This window comes from Mesorhizobium newzealandense, assembly GCF_042682145.1.
GTDB lineage: Bacteria > Pseudomonadota > Alphaproteobacteria > Rhizobiales > Rhizobiaceae > Mesorhizobium > Mesorhizobium newzealandense.
Window position 1 is genome coordinate 35,372 of sequence record NZ_JBHUGZ010000014.1, and the last position, 21,681, is coordinate 57,052.

The 21,681-nt window shown below is 64.3% G+C and carries 20 protein-coding genes; 8 read left to right on the forward strand and 12 right to left on the reverse strand.

What is annotated here, in order from left to right; translation table 11 throughout:
• The first annotated feature begins 7 nt into the window (after positions 1-7).
• From tsaE to ACFSOZ_RS20890, 6 genes are all read left to right on the forward strand, one after another.
• Positions 8-1,519: a tRNA (adenosine(37)-N6)-threonylcarbamoyltransferase complex ATPase subunit type 1 TsaE gene (tsaE, locus tag ACFSOZ_RS20865; protein WP_379101094.1), complete on the forward strand. Its 1,512-nt coding sequence runs from the start codon at positions 8-10 to the stop codon at positions 1,517-1,519.
• Positions 1,516-2,244, forward strand: a complete 729-nt coding sequence (locus tag ACFSOZ_RS20870) for a nucleotidyltransferase family protein (RefSeq protein ID WP_379101096.1) — start codon at positions 1,516-1,518, stop codon at positions 2,242-2,244. The genes tsaE and ACFSOZ_RS20870 overlap by 4 nt, the downstream gene beginning before the upstream one ends.
• Positions 2,241-5,375, forward strand: a complete 3,135-nt coding sequence (gene addB, locus ACFSOZ_RS20875) for a double-strand break repair protein AddB (RefSeq protein WP_379101098.1) — start codon at positions 2,241-2,243, stop codon at positions 5,373-5,375. The genes ACFSOZ_RS20870 and addB overlap by 4 nt, the downstream gene beginning before the upstream one ends.
• Positions 5,372-8,884, forward strand: a complete 3,513-nt coding sequence (gene addA / locus ACFSOZ_RS20880; protein WP_379101100.1) for a double-strand break repair helicase AddA — start codon at positions 5,372-5,374, stop codon at positions 8,882-8,884. Before addB ends, addA begins: the two co-directional genes overlap by 4 nt.
• Before the next feature lie 75 nt (positions 8,885-8,959).
• Positions 8,960-9,283, forward strand: a complete 324-nt coding sequence (gene trxA, locus ACFSOZ_RS20885) for a thioredoxin (RefSeq protein ID WP_111545430.1) — start codon at positions 8,960-8,962, stop codon at positions 9,281-9,283.
• A 132-nt stretch (positions 9,284-9,415) separates the two neighbouring features.
• Positions 9,416-9,697 carry a cupin domain-containing protein gene (locus tag ACFSOZ_RS20890; protein ID WP_095083181.1) on the forward strand — a complete coding sequence of 94 codons (282 nt, stop codon included), beginning with the start codon at positions 9,416-9,418 and terminating at the stop codon, positions 9,695-9,697.
• 30 nt (positions 9,698-9,727) lie between these two features.
• On the opposite strand, the gene ACFSOZ_RS20895 is transcribed toward ACFSOZ_RS20890, so the two are convergent.
• From ACFSOZ_RS20895 to ACFSOZ_RS20920, 6 genes are all read right to left on the reverse strand, one after another.
• The gene (locus ACFSOZ_RS20895) at positions 9,728-10,147 is read right to left on the reverse strand and encodes a VOC family protein (protein ID WP_379101102.1); all 420 of its coding nucleotides are present in this window, start codon (positions 10,145-10,147) and stop codon (positions 9,728-9,730) included.
• A gap of 34 nt (positions 10,148-10,181) precedes the next feature.
• Entirely contained in the window at positions 10,182-11,507 is a 1,326-nt protein-coding gene (locus ACFSOZ_RS20900; RefSeq protein WP_379101104.1) for a bifunctional folylpolyglutamate synthase/dihydrofolate synthase, read from the reverse strand.
• Positions 11,508-11,631: 124 nt separating this feature from the next.
• Positions 11,632-12,558, reverse strand: a complete 927-nt coding sequence (accD, locus tag ACFSOZ_RS20905) for an acetyl-CoA carboxylase, carboxyltransferase subunit beta (RefSeq protein WP_379101106.1) — start codon at positions 12,556-12,558, stop codon at positions 11,632-11,634.
• Between the two features lie 47 nt (positions 12,559-12,605).
• Positions 12,606-13,445, reverse strand: a complete 840-nt coding sequence (gene trpA / locus ACFSOZ_RS20910; protein ID WP_379101108.1) for a tryptophan synthase subunit alpha — start codon at positions 13,443-13,445, stop codon at positions 12,606-12,608.
• A 2-nt stretch (positions 13,446-13,447) separates the two neighbouring features.
• Entirely contained in the window at positions 13,448-14,698 is a 1,251-nt protein-coding gene (gene trpB / locus ACFSOZ_RS20915; protein WP_379101110.1) for a tryptophan synthase subunit beta, read from the reverse strand.
• A gap of 87 nt (positions 14,699-14,785) precedes the next feature.
• A complete protein-coding gene (locus tag ACFSOZ_RS20920) occupies positions 14,786-15,445 on the reverse strand; it encodes a phosphoribosylanthranilate isomerase (protein WP_379101112.1) in 660 nt (219 codons plus the stop codon).
• Between the two features lie 112 nt (positions 15,446-15,557).
• Between ACFSOZ_RS20920 and ACFSOZ_RS20925 the strand changes: the two genes are divergently transcribed.
• Positions 15,558-15,776, forward strand: coding sequence for a hypothetical protein (locus ACFSOZ_RS20925; RefSeq protein ID WP_379101114.1), 219 nt, complete (start codon positions 15,558-15,560; stop codon positions 15,774-15,776).
• A gap of 21 nt (positions 15,777-15,797) precedes the next feature.
• Here ACFSOZ_RS20925 and ACFSOZ_RS20930 read toward each other — a convergent pair whose 3' ends face one another.
• The 4 genes from ACFSOZ_RS20930 to ACFSOZ_RS20945 form a co-directional block, all read right to left on the reverse strand.
• The gene (locus ACFSOZ_RS20930; protein ID WP_379101116.1) at positions 15,798-16,265 is read right to left on the reverse strand and encodes a hypothetical protein; all 468 of its coding nucleotides are present in this window, start codon (positions 16,263-16,265) and stop codon (positions 15,798-15,800) included.
• A gap of 3 nt (positions 16,266-16,268) precedes the next feature.
• A complete protein-coding gene (locus tag ACFSOZ_RS20935; RefSeq protein WP_379101119.1) occupies positions 16,269-17,027 on the reverse strand; it encodes a M48 family metallopeptidase in 759 nt (252 codons plus the stop codon).
• Positions 17,028-17,125: 98 nt separating this feature from the next.
• On the reverse strand, positions 17,126-17,608 hold the full coding sequence (locus ACFSOZ_RS20940; RefSeq protein ID WP_379101120.1) for a DUF2852 domain-containing protein: 483 nt from the start codon (positions 17,606-17,608) through the stop codon (positions 17,126-17,128).
• A gap of 226 nt (positions 17,609-17,834) precedes the next feature.
• Positions 17,835-18,299, reverse strand: coding sequence for an Lrp/AsnC ligand binding domain-containing protein (locus ACFSOZ_RS20945; RefSeq protein WP_379101122.1), 465 nt, complete (start codon positions 18,297-18,299; stop codon positions 17,835-17,837).
• 162 nt (positions 18,300-18,461) lie between these two features.
• Between ACFSOZ_RS20945 and ACFSOZ_RS20950 the strand changes: the two genes are divergently transcribed.
• Positions 18,462-19,475, forward strand: coding sequence for a 1-aminocyclopropane-1-carboxylate deaminase (locus ACFSOZ_RS20950; RefSeq protein ID WP_379101124.1), 1,014 nt, complete (start codon positions 18,462-18,464; stop codon positions 19,473-19,475).
• Between the two features lie 88 nt (positions 19,476-19,563).
• Here ACFSOZ_RS20950 and ACFSOZ_RS20955 read toward each other — a convergent pair whose 3' ends face one another.
• Both ACFSOZ_RS20955 and ACFSOZ_RS20960 read right to left on the reverse strand, forming a co-directional pair.
• A complete protein-coding gene (locus tag ACFSOZ_RS20955) occupies positions 19,564-20,748 on the reverse strand; it encodes a benzoate/H(+) symporter BenE family transporter (protein WP_379101125.1) in 1,185 nt (394 codons plus the stop codon).
• Between the two features lie 5 nt (positions 20,749-20,753).
• Positions 20,754-21,518, reverse strand: a complete 765-nt coding sequence (locus ACFSOZ_RS20960) for an alpha/beta hydrolase (RefSeq protein WP_379101127.1) — start codon at positions 21,516-21,518, stop codon at positions 20,754-20,756.
• Between the last annotated feature and the right edge of the window lie 163 nt (positions 21,519-21,681).

A 21,681-nucleotide genomic window follows, 5' to 3' on the forward strand; every position in this document is an offset into this window, starting at 1 on the left:
GCGCTCGATGACGGGATTGGTGCTGGAGCGTTTACTCGCCGACGAGACCCAGACAGCACGGCTGGGCGAGGATCTGGCGTTGTCATTGCGTCCAGGTGACGTCCTGGCGCTCAAGGGCGACCTCGGCGCCGGCAAGTCCACCTTGGCGCGGGCGTTGATCCGGGCTTTGGCCGACGATGCCGGTCTCGACGTTCCGAGCCCGACCTTCACGCTGGTGCAGAGCTACGACACCCGCGTCCCGGTCCATCATTTCGATCTCTACCGTCTGTCCTCGGCAGCTGAAATCGATGAGCTGGGTTTTGATGAAGCCCTGGCGCAAGGCGCTGCCCTGGTCGAATGGCCGGAACGGGCGGAAAGCTATCTGCCGAAAACCTCGGTTCTGATCGAACTGGTCCAGCATGGCGAGGGCCGGCTGGCCCAGCTGTCGGGCGAAGGTGCTGCCTTCGACCGCGCGGCGCGCTCGCTGGCCATGCGCGCCTTTCTCGAAAGTGCCGGCTGGGGCGAAGCAAGGCGGCGCCATTTCATCGGCGATGCCTCGGCCCGCTCCTACGAGATCGTCTCGCTTGAGGGCGCGGAGCCGCGTGTGCTGATGAATTCGCCGCGGCTGGTGCTCGGTCCGCCGGTCCGCGACGGCAGGCCCTATGCCGAGATCGCCCACCTGGCGCAATCCGTTACAGCCTTCGTCGCCATCGACCGCGCCTTGCTGGCTCAAGGTGTCAGCGTGCCCGTGATCCACGCCAAGGACCTCGAACAAGGTTTCCTGCTCACCGAGCATCTGGGTTCAGAGAGCTTTCTCGACAGCGATGGCCTGCCGGTGGCCAAACGCTACGCGGCTGCGGCCGAGCTGCTGGCCATGATGCATGGCAAGGCATGGCCGGAGCGGATTGAGGCAGCGCCCGGCGTCTTCCACGACGTGCCACCCTTCGACCGCGATGCCATGATGATCGAGGCCAGTCTTTTGGTCGACTGGTATGTGCCGATGATTACCGGAAAGCCGGCAAGCGAAGTCTTGCGGGTTGGCTATGACAGGGAATGGAACGCGCTCCTCGACCGGTTGAAGGGCCGCGAATACACGCTGATGCTGCGCGATTTCCATTCGCCCAACATCATCTGGCGTGGCGACCGCGCCAAGCATGATCGGCTGGGCATCGTCGATATCCAGGACGCACTGATCGGGCCGTCCGCCTATGATGTCGCCTCCCTCGCCATGGACGCGCGTGTGACGATATCGCCCGAGATCGAGAGAGAGACGCTCGACGCCTATGTCGCGGCGCGCCACGCAGCCGGCACCTTCGACGAAGCAAGCTTCCTGGAATCCTACGCAATCATGGCGGCGCAGCGAAATTCCAAGATCCTCGGTATCTTCGTCCGCCTCGAAAAGCGCGACGGCAAGCCCTATTATCTGAAGCACCTGCCGCGCATTCGTGACTATCTGCGCCGGGCGCTGTCTCATCCGGCGCTGGCCAGCCTGCGGGAGTTCTACAACGCCAACGGTTTGCTGGAGGAGCGGGCACTGTGACAGCAAGACCGGACACTGCGATCGTGCTCGCCGCCGGGCTTGGCAAGCGCATGCGGCCAATCACCGACACCATTCCCAAGCCGCTGGTCAAGATCGCCGGCAAGACGTTGCTCGACTGGGGCCTCGACAGCCTGGCCGCCGCCGGTGTCGGCAAGGCCGTGGTCAACGTCCATTATCTTCCCGAACAGATCATCGCCCATGTCGCCGCGCGCCGCGCGCCACGGATCACCATTTCCGACGAGAGCGAAAAACTGCTCGATTCTGCCGGCGGCATCGTCAAGGCGTTGCCGGAGCTGGGCGAGCGGCCCTTCTACATCCTCAACGCCGACACCTTCTGGATCGACCAGGGTCCACTCAATCTCGGCCGCCTTGCCCTTGCATGGGACGCGGCGAAAATGGATATTCTGCTGATGTTGGCGGATCTCCATCAGGCGACCGGACACTGCGGCAGCACCGATTTCCTGGTGGCGCCGGACGGCGCCTTGCGGCGCTCGAAGGGTGATCCGGCGGGCCTGATCTATGCCGGGGCGGCGATCGTCCATCCGCGGCTGTTCGAGAAGGCACCGGCCGGGCCGCACTCGCTCAATGCCTATTTCGACACAGCCATTGCTGCCGGCCGCCTGTTCGGCATGCCGATGCATGGCCATTGGATCACCGTCGGCACGCCCGATGCCATTCCGCTCGCGGAAGCGGCGGTCGCCGACGCGTTAACCGAGTCGCAATGAGCGGCTCGAGCCGCGTTTTCTCAATTCCCTCCGGAGCGCCGTTTCTGCCGACGCTTGCCGAGGCGCTGCTTGCCGGCCGTCTCGTTCCGGGGTTTCGATTCGATGGCGACCCGCTCGCTCTGGCCGATGTCACCATCTATGTGCCGACGCGCCGCGCGGCGCGCGCCTTGCGGGGTGTCTTCGTCGACAGCCTCGCGGCACGTGGCGGCGGCGGTTCGGCGATCCTGCCGGTCATCCGGCCACTCGGCGAATTCGACGAGGATGAGGCCGCTTTCGAGACCGAGGCGTCGGCGGCAATCGACCTTGCGCCGCCGATCGCGGCAACTGAACGCCTGTTGCTGCTGGCGCCACTGGTGCGCGCCTGGAAACGCCAGTTGCCAGCGCATGTCGCGGCACTGTTCGCCGAGGAGATTGTCATCCCGGCCTCTACCGCCGATGCGATCTGGCTGGCACGCGATCTTGCCCGGCTGATGGATGAAATCGAGACGGAAGGCACGGACTGGGCCAAGCTCACCGACCTGGTGACCGGCAACCTTGCCGGATGGTGGCAGGTGACGCTCGAATTCCTCGGCATCGTCACCGACGCCTGGCCGAAATTCCTTGCGGAGCGCGATCGCTCCAACCCGGCCGCGCATCGCAGCGCGCTGATCCGCGCCGAGGCCGCGCGGCTGCAACGCAATCCGCCTGCCGGGCCGGTCATCGCGGCGGGCTCGACTGGCTCTATACCCGCCACGGCCGAGCTGCTTGCCACGATCGCCCGCTTGCCCGGCGGCGCCATCGTGCTGCCCAGTCTCGACCGGACGCTGGACGAAGCGTCCTTCCAGGCAATCGCCGCGCCCGGCGCGCGTCCGGCCGTGCTCGGCCACCCGCAATACGGTCTCGCCAGGCTGATCGGCAAGATCGGCGTGCTGCGCGGCGATGTCGAGGAGATCGGCGCGGCCGAGCCGCAACTGGCCCTCCGCGCCACCCTTGTCGGTGAAGCGCTACGCCCTGCTGAAACCACAGAGCTGTGGGCCGAGACACGTGCCGGATTCTCAGTGCCCGATATCGCAGGCGCCTTCGGCGACGTGACCCTGCTCGAAGCGGCCAGCGAACGCGATGAAGCCGTCGCCATCGCCGTCGCGCTCAAGCGCGCGGTCGAAGAGCCCGGCCGGAGGGCGGCTCTCGTCACCGGCGATCGTGCACTGGCGCGCCGCGTTTCGGTCGAGCTCAAGCGCTTCGGCGTCGTCGCCGATGATTCCGGTGGCACGCCGCTCGCCAACACCCCGGCGGCCAGCCTGCTCAGGCTGGCGCTCGAGGCGGTGTTCCGCCCAGGCGATCCGGTTGGCCTGCTGTCGCTGCTCAAGCATCCGCTGCTCGGCCTCGGCCTGGAACGCGCTGATGTGCGCCATGCGGCGGAGCTGGTCGAACTGGTGGCGCTGCGCGGCGGCACTGGCCGCCCGGATATCGTTTCGCTGCCGGAACTGTTCGAAACCCGCCTCACCGGCCTGGGCAGCGACAGCCGGCGGCCCTTCTGGTTTTCCCGGCTGACCGTGCGCTCCATCGAAGGCGCGAAGAATTTGCTCGAACGTCTTGCCCAAGCGCTGGCGCCGCTCGCGGCGTTTCGCGGCCAGGGTGACGCCGACCTTGCCGCGCTGGTCAGGGCCAGCGTTGAGGCGCTCGAAAATCTCGGCCGTACCGCCGATGGCGGCCTTGGCGCGCTCTATGCGGGTGACGCCGGCGAAAAGCTTGCCGAACTGCTGCGCGGGCTGGTCGCGGCTTCGGCATCGCTGTCCTTCGCCGCCGGCGAGTGGCCTGACGTGATGGCGGCGCTGATCGCGCCTGAAACGGTCAAGCCGGCACAAGGCACCGACAGGAACATCGCCATTTGGGGCGCCCTGGAGGCACGATTGCAGGATGTCGACACGCTGGTCATTGGCGGGCTCAACGAAGGCGTGTGGCCGCGCAAGCCGGAGAGCGACCGCTTCATGTCGCGGCTGATGAAGACCGCCATCGATCTCGAGCCGCCGGAACGGCGCATCGGCCTTGCCGCGCACGACTTCCAGATGGCGATGGGCGCGAAGAAGGTGGTGCTGGCCCGCTCGGCGCGTGCCGGCGACGCACCGGCCGTGCCGTCACGCTGGCTGCAGCGCCTGCTCACCTTCATCGGCAACGATCAGGCGGCTGAACTGCGCCGACGCGGCGACGAGCTGCTCGCCTGGGCACGCGCGCTCGATACCGGCCCGAGGCAGGATTTCGCGCCACGGCCGCAGCCGAAGCCGCCTTTGTCGGTGCGCCCAAGCCATTTCTCGGTCACTGAGATCGAGACCCTGCGCCGCGATCCATACGCTGTCTATGCACGAAAAATCCTCGGCCTGATGCCGCTCGATCCGGTCATCCGCGACCCCGGTGCCGCCGAGCGCGGCACGCTGTTTCATGCCATCCTGCACCTGTTCTCGGCGCGCGTTGCCGATCCGCGCGCACCCGACGCGCTCGCCGGCCTCATCGCCGCCGGCCGCGCCTGTTTTGCCGAAGCATCACTTCCGGCCGATGTCGAGGCCGTGTGGTGGCCGCGTTTCGAAAAGCTCGCCGCCAACATCATCGAGTGGGAGCGCACGCGCGCCGACGCGGTGATGCGGCGTCATGCCGAGGAGCGCGCCGGCAAGACCGTCGTCGGCCAGTCCGGCGTGACACTGTCCGGCTACGCCGACCGGGTCGACCTGCTGGCCGGCGGCATGGCCGACATACTGGACTACAAGACAGGCTCCTCGCCGTCCAAGGCGCAGGCGCACACGCTGCTTGCGCCGCAACTGGCGCTGGAAGGCGCGCTGCTCAGGCGCGGCGCCTTCAAGGATCTGGGCGTACGCGAACCCTCGCAACTGGCCTTCGTGCGGCTGAAGCCGAATGGCGAAGTGTTCGAGGAATCCATCCTCGAACACAACCGCCAGCCGAAAACCGCGACCGATCTTGCCGAAGACGCCTGGGCGAGGCTGGAAAAGCTTCTGATCCACTATGCCGATCCGGCGACCGGTTATCTGTCGCGCGCGCTGCCGTTTCGCGAAGGCGAGACCGACGGCGACTACGACCATCTCGCCCGCGTGCTCGAATGGTCGGCCGGCGGCGACGCCGGCGACGAGGGAGGGGAGGCGTGAAGAAAGCCTATCCCATCCCCAGCGACACCGCGTCCAGCCAGGCCCGCGCCGCTGATCCCGGGAATTCCGCCTGGGTGTCGGCCAATGCCGGCTCCGGCAAGACCCATGTCCTGGCCCAGCGTGTCATCCGGCTGCTGCTGCGCGGCACCGATCCGTCGAAGATCCTGTGCCTGACCTATACGCGCGCCGCGGCCGCCAACATGTCGAACCGGGTCTTTTCGACACTGTCGGAATGGACGACGCTGGGTGATACGGATCTGGCCTCCAAGGTCGAGGCGCTGGAAGGGCGTCGGCCCGATCTTGAGACCATGCGCCGGGCGCGGCGCCTGTTCGCCGAGGCGTTGGAAACGCCCGGCGGGCTGAAGATCCAGACCATCCACGCCTTCTGCGAATCGGTGCTTCACCAATTCCCGCTGGAGGCCAACATCCCCGCCCATTTCGAATTGCTCGATCCGCAGATGGAAGCGTCGCTGTTTGCCGCCGCGCGCCGCGACATGATTTCCGGCACGGCCGCCGGCGACATGGATCTGGCCGAGGCCTTTGCCACCATTCTCGATCGTGGCGGCGAGGCCGGGCTCGACGCCTTGCTGGGCGAGATCGTGCGCAAGCGCGACGGCTTGCGCAATTTCATCGACGCCGTCGGACGCGACGGCACGCGGTTCCAGGCGCTGTTCGACGAATTCCATTTCCGCCCTGGCCAGACCACCGAAGGGATAGCGGCATCGGTCTGGCCGCTGCCGGGCTTCCTGCCCGACTATTTTGCCGGCTTTGCCCAGGCCGCCGATACCACCGACGCCAGGACGGTGCTGAACAACATCCTGCCCTATGCTCGTCAGGCTTTCGCTGAGGCCGACCCGGTTCGTCGGCTGCAACTGCTTGCGAGGGCCTTCCTCAAGACCGATGGCGATGCCTACGATCCGGCAAAGGCCTTCAAGAAGGCGCTGGTCGACCGGCTGCCGGATCTGGCGGAACGCTACCTTTCGGCGGCCAAGGCCATCGTCGAAACCGTCGACAGGTTGGCCCTGTTCCGTATGCTGGAAGGCACACGCGCCGCGCTAACCATCGCCGACTGGCTGATCGCCCGCTACGAAGTGCTGAAGCGCAGCCGCGGCTTCCTCGATTTCAACGACCTGATCACCCGCACGGTCAACCTGCTGGCGCGCCCCGATGCCGGCCCCTGGGTGCAATACAAGCTCGACCAGGGCATCGACCACATCCTGCTCGATGAGGCGCAGGACACCAGCCCGGATCAATGGGAGGTGGTGAAGCGGCTGGCGGAAGAATTCTTTGCCGGCTTCGGCGCCCGCGACAGGGTCCATCGCACGGTCTTTGCCGTCGGTGACGAGAAGCAGTCGATCTATTCCTTTCAGGGTGCCGCCCCGGACTCCTTCGCCGACAGCCGGCTGTTGTTTGCCGGACGGGTGCGCGACGCCGAGGCATCCTTCGCCGACCTCAAGCTGACCTGGTCGTTTCGCTCGACTGACGACGTTCTGACCGCGGTCGACCGCGTCTTTGCCGATCCCATCGTGCGGCGCGGCATCAGCCATGATCCCGATCCGCTGCGTCACCAGGCGATCCGCACCGACGCGCCGGGCTATGTCGAGGTGTGGCCGTCGGTCGGCGCCGACGTCGTCGACGAGCCCGATGACTGGACTCAGGCCATCGACCATGCCCATGCGCCGGCGGTGCGCGTTGCCGAGAATGTCGCGGCCACCATTGCCGGCTGGATCAGCAATGGCGAGATCATCGAGGGCCGCGGCAAGCGGCTGCGGCCGGGCGACGTGCTGGTGCTGGTGCGCAAGCGCGACCGCTTCGTCCACGCGCTGACCCGGGCGCTCAAACGCCGTGACATTCCGGTCGCCGGCGCCGACCGGCTGAGCCTGCCCGGCCACATCGCGGTCAAGGACCTGATCGCGCTCGGCCATCTCCTCATCCAGCCGCAGGACGATCTGTCGCTCGCCGCCGTCCTGCGCAGCCCGATCTTCGATCTGTCGGAGGAGACGCTGTTCACGCTCGCCGCGGACAGGCCGCTCGGCCTGTCGCTGATCGCGTCGCTGCGCGCCCACGCCGGCGAAAGCGAGGCCTTGGCGGCGATTATCGCCCAGCTCGATTCCTGGGCGAACGAGGCCGCCTTCAAGCCGGTGTTCGAGTTCTATGCCGGGCTGCTGGCGCGCGATGGCGTGCGCCGGAAGATGATCGCGCGGCTCGGGCCCGAAGCCGGCGATATTCTCGATGAATTCCTGAGTTTCTGCCTGGCTGAGGAACGAACCGGCCTGCCGGGGCTGGAAGCCTTCCTGTCGACGCTGGAGAATGCCGGCCCCGAGATCAAGCGTGAGATGGACCAGACGCGCGACGAGGTTCGCGTCATGACCGTGCATGCCGCCAAGGGCCTGGAAGCGCCGGTCGTGTTCCTGGTCGATGGCGGCTCGGCGCCATTCAGCGACCAGCATCTGCCGCGCCTGATGCCTTTCGACGGCTCAGGCTGGGATGGCAAGGGCTACCTCTGGCGCTCGGCCAGCGATGTCGCCAACGGCTTTTCCAAGGCTGCGGCGATGCGGGCCCGAGAGCTTGCCGATGACGAATATCGCCGCCTGCTCTATGTCGGCATGACCCGGGCCGAGGACCGGCTGATCGTCTGCGGCTATCACGGCAAGCGTGCGCCGAACGCCGGCACCTGGCATTCGATCGTCAGCCGCGCGCTGATCGCCGCTCTTGAGAGCGAGGAGCGTCCGCACCCCGCCGGCGGCGACCCGGTGCATCGTTTTCACGTCACCAAGCTGCCGCCCGTCGCTTTGGTCTCCGGCGAGCAGGCACGGCAGGCGCACACTTTCGGGCCCTTGCCGGCGACCTTGTTCCGGCCCTTGCCGCCGTTCGAGGACCTGCCGCGCCCGCTGTCGCCATCCGGCGCTTCGGCGCTCATCGACGAAGGCAAGGAAGCGGTGGTCGACAAGGCTTCGCCGGTGCTCGACGCCGATGCCGAGCCGGGCTTTGCCGTGCTGCGTGGGCTCGCCCTGCACAAACTGCTGCAGATGTTGCCCGGCATTGCCGAGGACGAACGCGAGGGCGCCGCGGAACGGTATCTCGCCCGAACGGGTGCAGACTGGCCTCCGTCAGAGCGTGAAAAGGCCTTGGGGTCGGTCACCGCCATCCTCGCCGACCCGCGCTTCGGTCGGCTGTTTGCGCCATCGTCGCGTGCCGAGGTCGCCATCATGGGCAGCCTGGAGGTCAAGGGCAAAAAGCGCTCGATTTCCGGCAAGATCGACCGGTTGGCGGTGACGCCGGACACGGTCTCGATCGTCGACTACAAGACCAACCGGCCGGCGCCCGGCTCTCTGGCCGAGATCCCGCCGGCCTATGTCCTGCAGCTCGCGCTCTATCGCGCCCTGCTGCAGCCGCTTTACCCCGGACGCGTGGTCCAGGCGGCCCTGCTGTTCACCGAAGCGCCGCGGCTGATCGAACTGCCGGCCGGCACCATGGATGACGCCCTTGCTCGACTCACAGGAGCGTGACACAACACCTGCTTGAAGAAGGGCGCGATCACCACCACATTTGGTGCGACGAAAACTTTCGAAAGGATTTTCCGCATGACCACCGTCAAGGTCGACAAGAGCAATTTCCAGGCCGATGTGCTTAACGCCAGCGTACCGGTCGTCGTCGATTTCTGGGCGGAATGGTGCGGTCCCTGCAAGATGATCGCGCCGGCGCTCGAAGACATCGCCACCGAACTCGGCGCCAAGGTGAAGATCGCCAAGCTGAACATCGACGAAAATCCCGAGCTGGCCGCGCAGTTCGGTGTGCGCTCGATTCCGACGCTGATGATCTTCAAGGGCGGCGAAGTGGCCGACATGAAGGTTGGCGCAGCACCCAAGACCGCGCTGTCGCACTGGATCAATGGTAGCCTCGCCTGATCCTTCTGAAATTCCTGATATCAAGCCCGGCCTCGCGCCGGGCTTTTTGTTGGCGTCATCGGTGAGCCGCTCTGGCCCTCACATTGAGCCACTCCATGTCTTCTGTTGGCAGCAGAAGCAGGGAGAAACGTTATGACCGGATCCGCCAAGGCCACCGTCTTCATCGACAATGAGCGTGTCATCGTCACCGAGTACCGCTTCGCGCCCGGGGACAACACCGGCTGGCACCGCCATGGCCACGACTATGTCGTCGTGCCGCTGATGGACGGCAAGGTGAAGCTTTTGACCAAGGACGGTGAATCCTTTGCCGAGATGAAGAAGGGCGCGCCCTATTTCCGCAAGGAGGGCGTCGAACACGACGTCATCAACGCCAATGAGGGCGAATACGCCTTCATCGAGATCGAGTTGAAATAACCCGCGAAAGCCATCAGGCGCCAGGTGCGATTACCAGTCGGCGACACGATCGCCTCCAGCGAACTGCGCACTTTTTCCGGTATACTCGAACAGCTCGATCTTCACGCCGTTGGGGTCGCGAATCCAGCCCTGGTAGGTGTCATCACAGGCCAGTTTCTTTGCCGTGACGTCGACGCCCCTTGACCTGATGTGGGCGATCGCTGCGTCGATGTTTTCCACTTCAAGGCAGAAGTGGTTGATCTGGTTGAACTCGTCGTAGCTGGTGCCGTCCTTCTGGAACACCTCGATATGGCTGCGACCGCCGCAATCGAGGTAAAACCCGAAAATCTTGCCGTCACGCAGGAAATTGAACTGGGTGTCCATGCCGAGGACGTCGCGGTAGAAGCCTCGCGTCGCCTCCAGATCATTCGCGAAGATGCAGACGTGAGCGACCTGCTTCACCTTGATCATGGCTGCTCCTTGCGGTGATCGCCGAAATCCGACCTCAGGTCGGGGGCGTGCCGTTCTCCGCCAGGACGGCGCCGGCCAGATAAAGCGAACCGCCGATCAGGATGCGCGGCGGCGGGCCATCCCAGGTGTCGCGCAGCAGCATCAGCGCGCTGGCGACGGAACTCACCGGTTCGGCCGTCAGTCCGGCTTCCGTCGCTCGGATCGCCAGTTCATCGTTCGGCACGCCGGCGTCGCTAAGGCTCACCGGCACCGTGTAGACATGCCGGGCGAGGCCCTTGAAGGCGCGGAAATAGCCGCTCTGGTCCTTGGTGTTGATCATGCCCGAGATGAGGAAGAGCGGACGCGGGTTCTTTTCTTCCTGCTCGGCCAGCGCCTCGGCAACGACCACGCCGGCGCCCGGATTGTGGCCGCCGTCGAGCCAGATGTCGGCGCCCTTCGGCGCCAGCTCCGCCAGCCGGCCCTGCGCCAGCTTCTGCATCCGGCCGGGCCAGGCGACATTGATCATCGCCTTCTCGGCGGCGCGATGGCTGATCTCGAAGCCGGCTGCCTTGACCGCGGCTATCGCCGCCGCCGCGTTGGCGAACTGGTGGCGTCCGGGCAGCCGTGGCGGCGGCAGGTCCATCAGGCCGTCTTCGTCCTGGTAGACCATGCGGCCGTTCTCCTCGAAGGCGAGGAAATCCTGGCCGTAGACGAAGGCCGGACACTCAAGCCGCTCGGCGGTCTCGATCAGCACCTGCAGCGCCGTCTCGCTTTCCTGCGCGCCGATGACCACCGGGCAGCCGCGCTTGATGATGCCGGCCTTTTCGGCGGCGATCAGTTCGACACGGTCGCCGAGATAGGCTTCGTGGTCGAGCGACACCGGCATGATCACCGATACTGCCGGTTCCTTGACGACATTGGTGGCGTCGAAACGGCCACCGAGCCCGACCTCGATGATGGCCACATCGGCCGGATACTCGGAAAACAGCAGGAAGGTGACGGCGGTCAGGATCTCGAAGACGGTGATCGTCTCGCCTTCATTGGCCCTGGCGACGCGGGCGATGGCATCGGCGAACACCCTGTCGTCGACCAAACGGCCGCCGCCATCGGCGGCCAGCCGGTAGCGCTCGTGCCAGTTGACCAGGTGCGGCGAGGTGTGGACGTGGACGCGGTAGTCCGCCGCTTCGAGCAGTGCGCGCGAAAATGCGGCACACGAGCCCTTGCCGTTGGTGCCGGCGATGTGGATGACCGGCGGCAGTCGGTCCTGCGGGTTATCAAGCCGCTCCAGAAGCCGCGAGATGCGGTCGAGCGAAAGGTCGAAACCCTTCGGGTGAAGCGCCATCAGGGCTTCGATTTCGCGGTCGGCAGCAAGCGTCGTCATAATGGGAATCCTAGCGCATGACCCCGAAAATCGGAATCGATTTCGGAAAGGATCACGTGCAATCAAGAAGCTATAGCGCGCGATGGATCGCGCGCAATCGCGGTTCGCGGCGAAGAATGTCGCGTCAGGCCTGTGGACGTGCCTCCGCCGGAATTGTTGCCGGCGGCAGGATTTCCGGCTCCAGCGGCTTTTGCTCCTCCGGCATCTTGAGCAGCATCTTCAGCAGCCTTGCGATGGTCTGGCGCATCTCCAGGCGCGACACCACCATGTCGACCATGCCGTGTTCCATCAGGTACTCGGAGCGCTGGAAGCCGTCGGGCAGTTTTTCGCGGATGGTCTGTTCGATGACGCGCGGTCCAGCAAAGCCGATCAGCGCGCCGGGCTCGGCGATGTGCACGTCGCCCAGCATGGCATAGGAAGCGGTGACGCCGCCGGTGGTCGGGTTGGTCAAAACGACGATGTAGGGCAGGCCGGCTTCCTTCAGCCGATCGACGCCGACCGTGGTGCGCGGCAGCTGCATCAGTGACAGGATGCCTTCCTGCATGCGGGCACCGCCGGAGGCGGCGAACAGGATCAGCGGCCGCTTGCGCTGCAAAGCGACTTCGAAGCCGCGCACGATGGCGTCACCGGCGGCCATGCCGAGCGAGCCGCCCATGAAGGCGAAGTCCTGCACCGTCACCACCACCGGCAGGCCTTCGACGGTTCCCAGCGCATTGATGATCGCGTCTTCGAGGCCGGTCTTGGCCTTGGCGTCCTTCAGCCGATCGACATAGCGCTTCTCGTCGCGGAACTTCAGCGGATCCTGCACGACCTTGGGGTTGTCTAGGGTCTCGTACTTGCCGTCGTCGAAGAAGAATCTCAGCCGCTCCTTGGCCGAGATCTTCATGTGATGGCCGGAAGACGGGATGACGAACTGGTTGGATTCCAGATCCTTGTGGAACACCATCTCGCCGGTCTCCGGATCCTTGATCCAGAGATTTTCGGGCATGTCGGTGCGCCGGCCGAGCATCGAATTGATCTTCGGGCGAACGTAGTTGGTGATCCAGTTCATCGCTTCGGCTCCTGTCCTGACGAAGAGTTGGGAAAGAGGTAGGCGAACTATTCGGCAGCAGCAAGGCGGGCCGAGCGCACGCCTTGCGCAAGGCCGCTGACCAGCGTGGCGACGGCCTCGGCCGGGTCGGCGGTCTTTTCGCCCTTCGGTCCCAGCACATTGGCCACCGCATTGACGATCGCGGTGCCGACGACGACGCCATCGGCATTGGCGCCGATCACCCGCGCCTGCTCGGCGGTCTTGACGCCGAAGCCGACGCAGACCGGCAGGTCGGTATGACCCTTGATGCGTTTCACCGCCGCCGCCACCTTGCCGGTATCAGCCAGCGCCGAGCCGGTGATACCGGTCATCGACACGTAATAGACGAAGCCCGACGTGTTCTGCAGCACCTTGGGCAGGCGCTTGTCGTCGGTGGTCGGCGTCGCCAGCCGGATGAAGTTGATGCCGGCCTTGAGCGCTGGAATGCACAGCTCCTCGTCCATTTCCGGCGGCAGGTCGACGACGATCAAGCCGTCTATGCCGCTCGCGATCGCATCCTTGAGGAAGCGGTCGACGCCGTAGATGTAGATCGGATTGTAGTAGCCCATCAGCACGATCGGCGTTTCATTGTCGCCGGAGCGGAATTCCGCCGCCATCTTCAGCGTCTTGACCAGTGTCTGGCCGCCTTTCAGCGCCCTCAAGCCCGCCGCCTGGATCGCCGGGCCGTCGGCCATCGGATCGGAGAAAGGCATGCCGAGCTCGATGATGTCGGCGCCTGCTCCAGGCAGCGCCTTCATGATCGACAGCGAGGTGTCGTAGTCGGGGTCGCCGCCCATGAAATAGGTGACGAGTGCCGGGCGGCCTTCAGTCTTCAGCTTCGCCATGCGGCGGTCGATGCGCGTGGTCATGATCAGATCTCCATGCCCAGCATGCTGGCCACCGTGTGCACGTCCTTGTCGCCACGGCCGGACAGGTTGACGATGACGATCTGGTCCTTGTCCATGTCAGGCACGATCTTCACCGCATGTGCGATGGCGTGTGCCGATTCCAGCGCCGGGATGATGCCTTCGACGCGCGTCGTCAGCTTGAAGGCTTCCAGCGCTTCGTCGTCGAGGATCGGCACATATTCGACGCGGCCGGAATCGCGCAGCCACGAATGCTCCGGCCCGACGCCCGGGTAGTCCAGTCCGGCCGAGATCGAATGGCCGTCCATGATCTGGCCGTCGGAATTCTGCAAGAGATAGGTGCGGTTGCCGTGCAGCACGCCCGGCGCGCCGGCGTTCATCGAGGCGCAATGCTCGATGCCGTCGAGACCACGGCCGCCGGCCTCGATGCCAATGATGCGAACCTCCTTGTCGTCGAGGAAGGGATGGAAAAGGCCGATGGCGTTCGAACCACCGCCGACGCAGGCGATGATGGTGTCCGGCAGCCGGCCTTCCTGCTCGAGGATCTGCGCGCGCGCCTCGGTGCCGATCACCGACTGGAAGTCGCGCACCAGTTCCGGATAGGGGTGCGGCCCGGCGGCGGTGCCGATCAGGTAATAAGTGTCCTCGACATTGGTCACCCAGTCGCGCAGCGCCTCGTTCATGGCGTCCTTCAGCGTGCCGTGGCCCGCGGTCACCGGCCGCACTTCGGCGCCGAGCAGCTTCATGCGAAAGACGTTCGGGCTTTGGCGGGCGACGTCGGTGGCGCCCATATAGACGACGCAGGGAAAGCCGAAGCGGGCCGCGACCGTGGCCGACGCGACGCCATGCTGTCCCGCACCCGTCTCGGCGATGATGCGCTTCTTGCCCATGCGCTTGGCGAGCAGGATCTGGCCGAGGCAGTTGTTGATCTTGTGCGAGCCGGTGTGGTTCAGGTCCTCGCGCTTGAAATAGACCTTGGCGCCGCCCCCGAGGCCTTTCGCCGAGGAAACCTCACGAAGATGTTTGGTCAGGCCTTCCGCGAAATAGAGCTTCGATGGCCGCCCGGCATAGTGGGTCGAGAGGTCCGCGAGTTCAGCCCTGAAATCCGGATCGTTCTTGACCTCGTTCCAGTGCCGTTCCAGGTCGAGGATCAGCGGCATCAGCGTTTCGGCAACGAAACGACCGCCGAAGATGCCGAACATGCCCTGTTCGTCGGGTCCGGTGCGGAAGGAATTGGGTGTCGCCGGCTTGTCCATCGCCGATCTCCTGGTCTCGATGTGGGAGCATGTCCTTGTCGGAAAACCGGTTTCCACTTTTCCGGGACATGCTCTGGTTTGAACCGGTCAGGCGGCGCGGTTGTCGCGCGCTGCCCTGACGGCCCGGAAAAATAGTTCGATCAGCGCCGGATCCTTGACGCCCGGCGCGCTTTCCACGCCTGAGGAAATGTCTATTCCGGGCGGGTTGGCAAGCCGAAGGGCATCGCCGATGTTGGCGGCGTTGAGCCCACCGGAAAGCATGTAATCGACGCCCGCGTCAAGGCCGGCGAGGATGTGCCAGTCGAAGGCGACGCCATTGCCGCCCGGCAGCTCAGAGCCCTTTGGTGGCTTGGCGTCGAACAGGAAGTGGTCGGCAATGCCGATAAACGGCTTTACCCGCTCCAGGTCGGCTGCCTCGCTGACCGAGAGCGCCTTCATGGCCGGCAGGTTGTAGCGGGCCTTAAGCTCGGCCACCCGGTCGGGCGTCTCCGAGCCGTGCAATTGCAACATATCAGGCTGCATCGCCGCCACGATCTCGTCCAGGAACGCGTCGCTGGCATCCACGGTGACGGCGACCGCTTTTGCCTTGCCGCGCGCCGCCTCACGCAGGCGGCCGGCCTCGGCAGGTTCGACATAGCGTGGGCTTTTGGCGAAGAAAATAAAGCCGACATGGCTGGCGCCCCCGGCCAGCGCCGCGGCCAGTGCCCCGTCGGTCTTCAATCCGCAGATCTTGATGTCCAGCGCCATGGCGCGGGAATTGGCACGAAAAGCGAAAAGAGTCGAGAAAAAGCATGCTGTTTGCCGGCGCGGCCAAAGGCGCTACCTATTGATGGACAGGATACAAGGCGGGAGCAAGATCATGGTCGACAGAACCGTTGCCGAACTCAGGCAAAAGATCGCGCAGGCGCGCGAGGTCATCACCCATCTGATGGACAAGGCCGCCTTCAACGGCGCCGAAGCGCATCGCGCGCTCGACTATTTCGGCGGCGATGAATTCGACGGCAACTTCCTGCCCTGGCCGCATCACGGTGATGAGGGGCTGCGGCCGGAGGAGCTCAACGCGGCGAACGACGATTGAGCGCAATGCCGAGGTCAGATGTCAGTGAAGGGTCTCTCCTTGCAGTGCGCGGCGCAACCCATGCACGGCTTCTGATGGAAAGTCGTGGCGAACCCATTTTTCCTTGTACCCTTCCAGCCCATGGGTATTGAGAACCTGACTCGCTGCTGCCAAAACCGCCTCAGCGAACTCCTGCAATGGACATACCGCCTCAAGTCTTACAATGCCTGCTTCATCCGGCACTTCTGACCAGGTTTCCCCAAACTCCAGTATGCGAACCCTGATCGTGTCGCCTTGTGGCTCAAGGACAAAGCGGCATTCTCCCGGCTCGTCGTAGAAGTGAGCAACTGAATAGTTCGCACCGTCGACGATAGCGCGTGTAGCCTCGATCAGCTCGAGCAAGGCATCGCCCAAATAGGACGCTTCAACGCTGGCCGCGCTGCCGTCGATAGCTACATCGCAGTCGGCCCAGCCTGCGTCAGCCACCCGATAGTCGATCTTAACGGCCATGCCCTACTCGAACGCAATCGCTTGCAGCGCGCCGCCATTGCGCTTCAGCCATGCCTTGCAGCGCTCGGTGTCCGGGCAAAGCTGTTCGCACAGTTTCCAGAATTTCGGACCGTGGTTCATCTCCTTGAGATGCGCCACTTCATGCGCGACGAGGTAGTTTATGATAGGCGACGGCGCCATCATGATGCGCCAGGAAAACGACAGATTGCCGTCGGAGGTGCAGGAGCCCCAGCGGCTCGACGTGTCCTTGAAGCGGATCGCCTTGGCGCGCTTGCCCAGCGCCAGCGTGTGTTTGCCCACCAGCTTCTCGATCTCGCGCTTGGCCTCGCGCTTGAGGAAATCGGCGATGCGGCGCGGCAGGTGCACGCGGTCGCCATGCACGATCAACAACGGACCGCGCTCGTCGCTCGATATGGTCACCGTGCCGCGCTTCGAAGGCTCATGGACGATGCGGTGCGGCACGCCGCGTACGGGGATCTTGATGCCCGGCCGCACCTGCGGCCGGGCCGGCACCTTGGCCAGACGCTGCTCCAGCCAGTCCTGGTGACGGTCGAGGAACTTTTCTACCTCGCCGCGGCGCAGGCCTGGCGGCACGGTGATGCGCAGGCCCTTACCGCCCGAATCGATGCGCAGCGTCAGCCGCCTTGCGCGGTCGTTCTCGACGATCTTGAGCGGCAAGGTACGGCCGGCGACGCAATATTCGCGCTCCACGACGGGAGTGGGCTTGGGCTTTGTCAGATTGCGGAAGAATCCGAGGGTCATGGCGGGACGATACGCGATTCGAGAAAAACGAATAGAACAAAAAAGAAACGGCGCCGCTCGCGCGACGCCGTCATCATACCTTGGGCTGTCGCCGGGCCTCAGTCGTCAAGCAGGTTCGAGCCCTTGCCACGCTTGGTGGTGGTCGTCCCGGTGCTCGGGTCGGTCTTCGTCGGAGCCGTCGACTTGTTGCGGTTGGCCATGAAGCGGTCGAACTCGTCCTGGTCCTTTGCACGGCGCAATTCGCGGGCGTAGTCGTCGAACTGGGTCAGCATTTCGTCGAGCTTGCGGCGTTCCTCAGCGAGGCGCTCAAGCTCCTTTTCGCGCCAATCGTCGAAAGCGACGTTGCCGGTGCGGGTGGAGCCGTGACCCCAGCGCGCCGCCTTGTCGGAACCGCGGCGGCAGCCGGCGAAGATGCCGTCGGTGGCGCGGTTGACGTCACGCTTGAAACCATCAAGGCGGTCGCCCCAGATGATGTAGGCAAGCATGGCGAAGCCGAGTGGCCAGAACACCATGAAACCGATCACCATCAACGCGATGGTCGCCGGCGTCCAGGCCGGGCGGATCAATGCAGATGTGTTCATTTTCTCCCATTCCTTCGGTTGGAGACAGCCAAAATCCGGCTGCGTGGAATCGAGATGGGAAGGAGAAAACGGCGTTTCAAGACAATGTCCGCCAAAACCGGACAACAGGCTGAAATGATTATCGCTTTTCGAGCATATCGAAGAAAAGCACGACCAGGCATGAGGAACAGTGGCAATGCCGCCGGCGGTGCAATGGTTTGATGCATCGGCGGGGAACCCACTCCTTTCAAAAATCCAGTGGCGCGTTGTCGACGACCTCCTTCATGACGAAGAACGTCCTCGTCTGGCGAACGCCGGGCAATGCGATCAACTGATCTCCGTGGATCCGGTTGAAGTCCGCCATGTCGCCGACCCTGATCTTCAGAAAATAATCGAAGTCGCCTGCCACCAGATGGCAATCAAGAATGAACTTCAGTTTCGCGACTGCCTTCTCGAATTCCGCGAAACTTTCCGGGGTCGAGCGGTCGAGGACGACGCCAACCATCACCAGCGCGCCTCTGTCGACCTTCTGCGGTGTCACCACTGCCCTGACATGGCTGATGTAGCCTTCATCGAACAAGCGTTGCGTGCGGCGGTGGCACGTCGCCGGGCTGACAACAACCGACTGCGCCAGCTCCGCATTGGTCAGTCGCCCATTGTCCTGGAGCAGGCGCAACATTTTGAAGTCGATCCGGTCGAGTGATGCTCTCATGGAAGATTCTTCCGTTATCAAGGCGAGTCATCGAAGAAATATAGCATTTTGTCGTCAGAAAGTTGGATTTCTGGCATTTTCCGCTCGATCTTTGAGAGCACCTTTCAAGCGAAAACTGATAGTGTTTCCAGCATCAAAATCACAATCAGAGGAGGATCTCTCATGTTGGAGAAGTTCGAACGCTATCCGCTCACATTTGGACCGACCCATATCGAGAAACTGGATCGGCTCAGCGCTCATCTCGGCGGCAAGGTCGATCTCTACGCCAAGCGGGAAGATTGCAATTCCGGCCTCGCCTTCGGCGGCAACAAGTTGCGCAAGCTCGAATACATCATCCCGGACGCGATCGCCTCAAACGCCGACACGCTGGTTTCGATCGGCGGCGTACAATCCAACCATACGCGCATGGTGGCAGCCGTGGCGGCGAAAATCGGCATGAAATGCCGCCTCGTGCAAGAAAGCTGGGTGCCCCACGAGGACGCCGTCTATGACCGCGTCGGCAACATCCTTTTGAGCCGGATCATGGGCGCCGATGTCCAGATGGTCGATGAGGGCTTCGACATCGGAATCAGGGAAAGCTGGGAACAGGCGATCGCCGATGTGAAAGCCAAAGGCGGCAAACCTTATCCGATTCCGGCCGGGGCTTCGGTGCATAAATATGGCGGCCTGGGCTATGTTGGCTTCGCCGAAGAGGTGCGCGCGCAGGAGAAGGAACTCGGCCTTGCCTTCGACTACATCGTCGTCTGTACCGTCACCGGCTCGACCCATGCCGGCATGGTGGTCGGCTTCGCCAAGGACGGTCGCGAGCGCAAGGTGATCGGCATCGACGCATCCTGCACCCCGGCGCAGACCAAGGCGCAAGTGCTGGACATCGTGCGGACCACGGCGACGCTGGTCGAACTCGGCAAGGAACTCAGTGAAGACGATGTGATCCTCATCGAGGATTATGCCTACCCGGTCTACGGCGTGCCCTCGCAGGAGACGAAGGAAGCGATCCGTCTCTGCGCGCGCCTTGAAGGCATGATAACCGATCCTGTCTACGAGGGAAAATCCATGCAGGGCATGATCGACCTCGTTAGGAAGGGCTATTTCCCCGAAGGGTCGAAGGTGCTTTACGCCCACCTTGGCGGCGCTCCAGCCATCAACGGCTATGCTTATACGTTTCGTAATGGCTGAATGCCCGCAGGGCGTGGCAGGTGACCTCGGACGACTATCCCGCCTGCCGAAGCATGTTGCGGTGGATGGGAAGGGGAAAGGCGGCGATTCAGGACAATGTCCGCCAAATCCGGACAAGCGGCTGAAACGATTGCCGCATTTTGAGTTCTTCGAGGAAAAGCACGACAACCCCGGCGACCAGGCCCCAGAATGCCGCGCCGACGCCGAACAGCGTCAAACCCGAAGCGGTGACGGCAAAGGTGACGGTGGCGGCCATACGGTGACCTTCGTCCTTGAGCGCGATCGACAGGGCGTTGGCAAGCGGCGCCATCAACGCGAGACCCGCCACCAGCACGATCAGGCTCTGTGGCAGAACGGCGAAGATCGCCACCAGCGACGCACCGAAGATAGCGAAGACAAGATAGGCGAGCGCATAGAATGGGCCGGTCTTCCAGCGTTCGGCGGGGTTGGGGTGGACGTCTGGCCCGGTGCAGATCGCCGCAGAAATCGCCGCCAGATTGGTGGTCGAGCCGCCAAACGGCGCCGACAGCAGCGAAAGCAGGCCGGTGACGCTGATCAGCGGGCCGGGCTCCGGGTGATAGCCGGCGGCGCGCAGCACGGCGAGGCCGGACAGGTTTTGGGAAGCCATGGTGACGAGGTAGAGCGGTAGCGCCAGGCCGATGATCGCGGCGATGCTGAAGTGTGGCGCGATCAGCGTCAGCGTCGACAGTTCCGGTGTCGGCAAGCCGCCGACGCGGCCGGTCAAGAAAGCGGCGAGGCCGCCGCCGATCAGCACCACCAGCACCGACACCGCCGGATTGAACAGGCGAATGACGAAGAAGGTCGCGATCAGCGGCAGGATCAGCCAGGGATCGGCGGGGATAGCCTTGACCGCGTTGATGGCGAAGCTGACGAGGATGCCGGCCAGCATGCCCGATGCCACCGACGGCGGTATCCTGGCGATCAGCCGCGTCAGCGGTCCGAACAGGCCGGTGGCGATCAAGAGGATGCCGGTGACGATGAAGGCGCCGACCGCTTCGCCCATCGAGAAGCTGCTCGACGCGGCGATCAGCGCCAGGCCCGGTGTCGACCACGCGGTGATGACCGGCATCTTCGTGCGCCAGGACAGCCACAGGCACTCGATTGCCATCGCTAGGCAGATCGCCGTTACCCAGCTCGCGGTCTCGATCTGTGTCGCGCCGACCGCCTTGGCGGCGGCGATGACGATGGCCAACGTGCCGCCGAAGCCGACGATTGCCGCGACAAAAGCGGATATCGGAATGGAAATGCGCATCAGTTTCACCTCTGTGCCATGGCGTCGACGGCCCGCACCAGCATGTCGAGGTCCTGCGGACGCGACAGGCGGTGGTCGCCGTCTGATATCAGCGACAAGGTCACATCGTCGGCCGGCAACAGGCTGACCAGCTTCAGCGCGTGGCTTGCCGGCACGTCCGCATCGGCCAGTCCCTGCAGGATGTGGACTGGGCAATGCGTGTCGATCGGGCCGGTCATTGTCAGGTTGTTGCGGCCGTCCTCGATCAGCGCGCTTGTGTAGATGTAAGGCTCGGTGGAATAGTCCGATGGCTCTGCGAAGAAGCCATTTTCGGCGAGGTCGCGCTTCTGCGCCTTGGTCAGCGCCGGCTCGACCAGATCGTGGGTAAAATCCGGCGCCGGCGCCAGCAGCACCAGGCCGGCGACGTTTGTGTCGCCCGCCTTGCGCAGCTCCTGCACCATGCGCAGCGCGATCCAGGCGCCCATCGAGGAGCCGACCAGGATCTGCTTGCCCTGGGTGAAATGCCGGAACACGGCGAGGCTCTGCGAAAGCCATTTCGAAATGGTGCCGTCCGCAAAGGCGCCACCGGATTCGCCATGACCGGAATAGTCGTGGCGCAGGAAGGCGCGGCCTTCTCTTGCCGCCCAGTCCGACAGCGTCTGCGCCTTCGTGCCCAGCATGTCGGACTTGTAGCCGCCGAGCCAGACGATGCCGGGCGCGGCACCTGTCGTATGGCGCACCGCGATGCTCGATCCGTCGACATCCAGAAAGACAGGAGGCGTGTCGGTCATGGTTTCTTCCTCACGCCCGTCTTTTGGCGCACGGCGTCTTGTGGCACAGCCAGTGGCGTGGCGAAAAGTGCTCGCGATGGTTCTTTGTTTGGTGCAGGGCAGCGATCAGGGTGATTTCCTGTCAATGCTGTGCTATTGACTTCGCCCGCGCGCTTACCACATT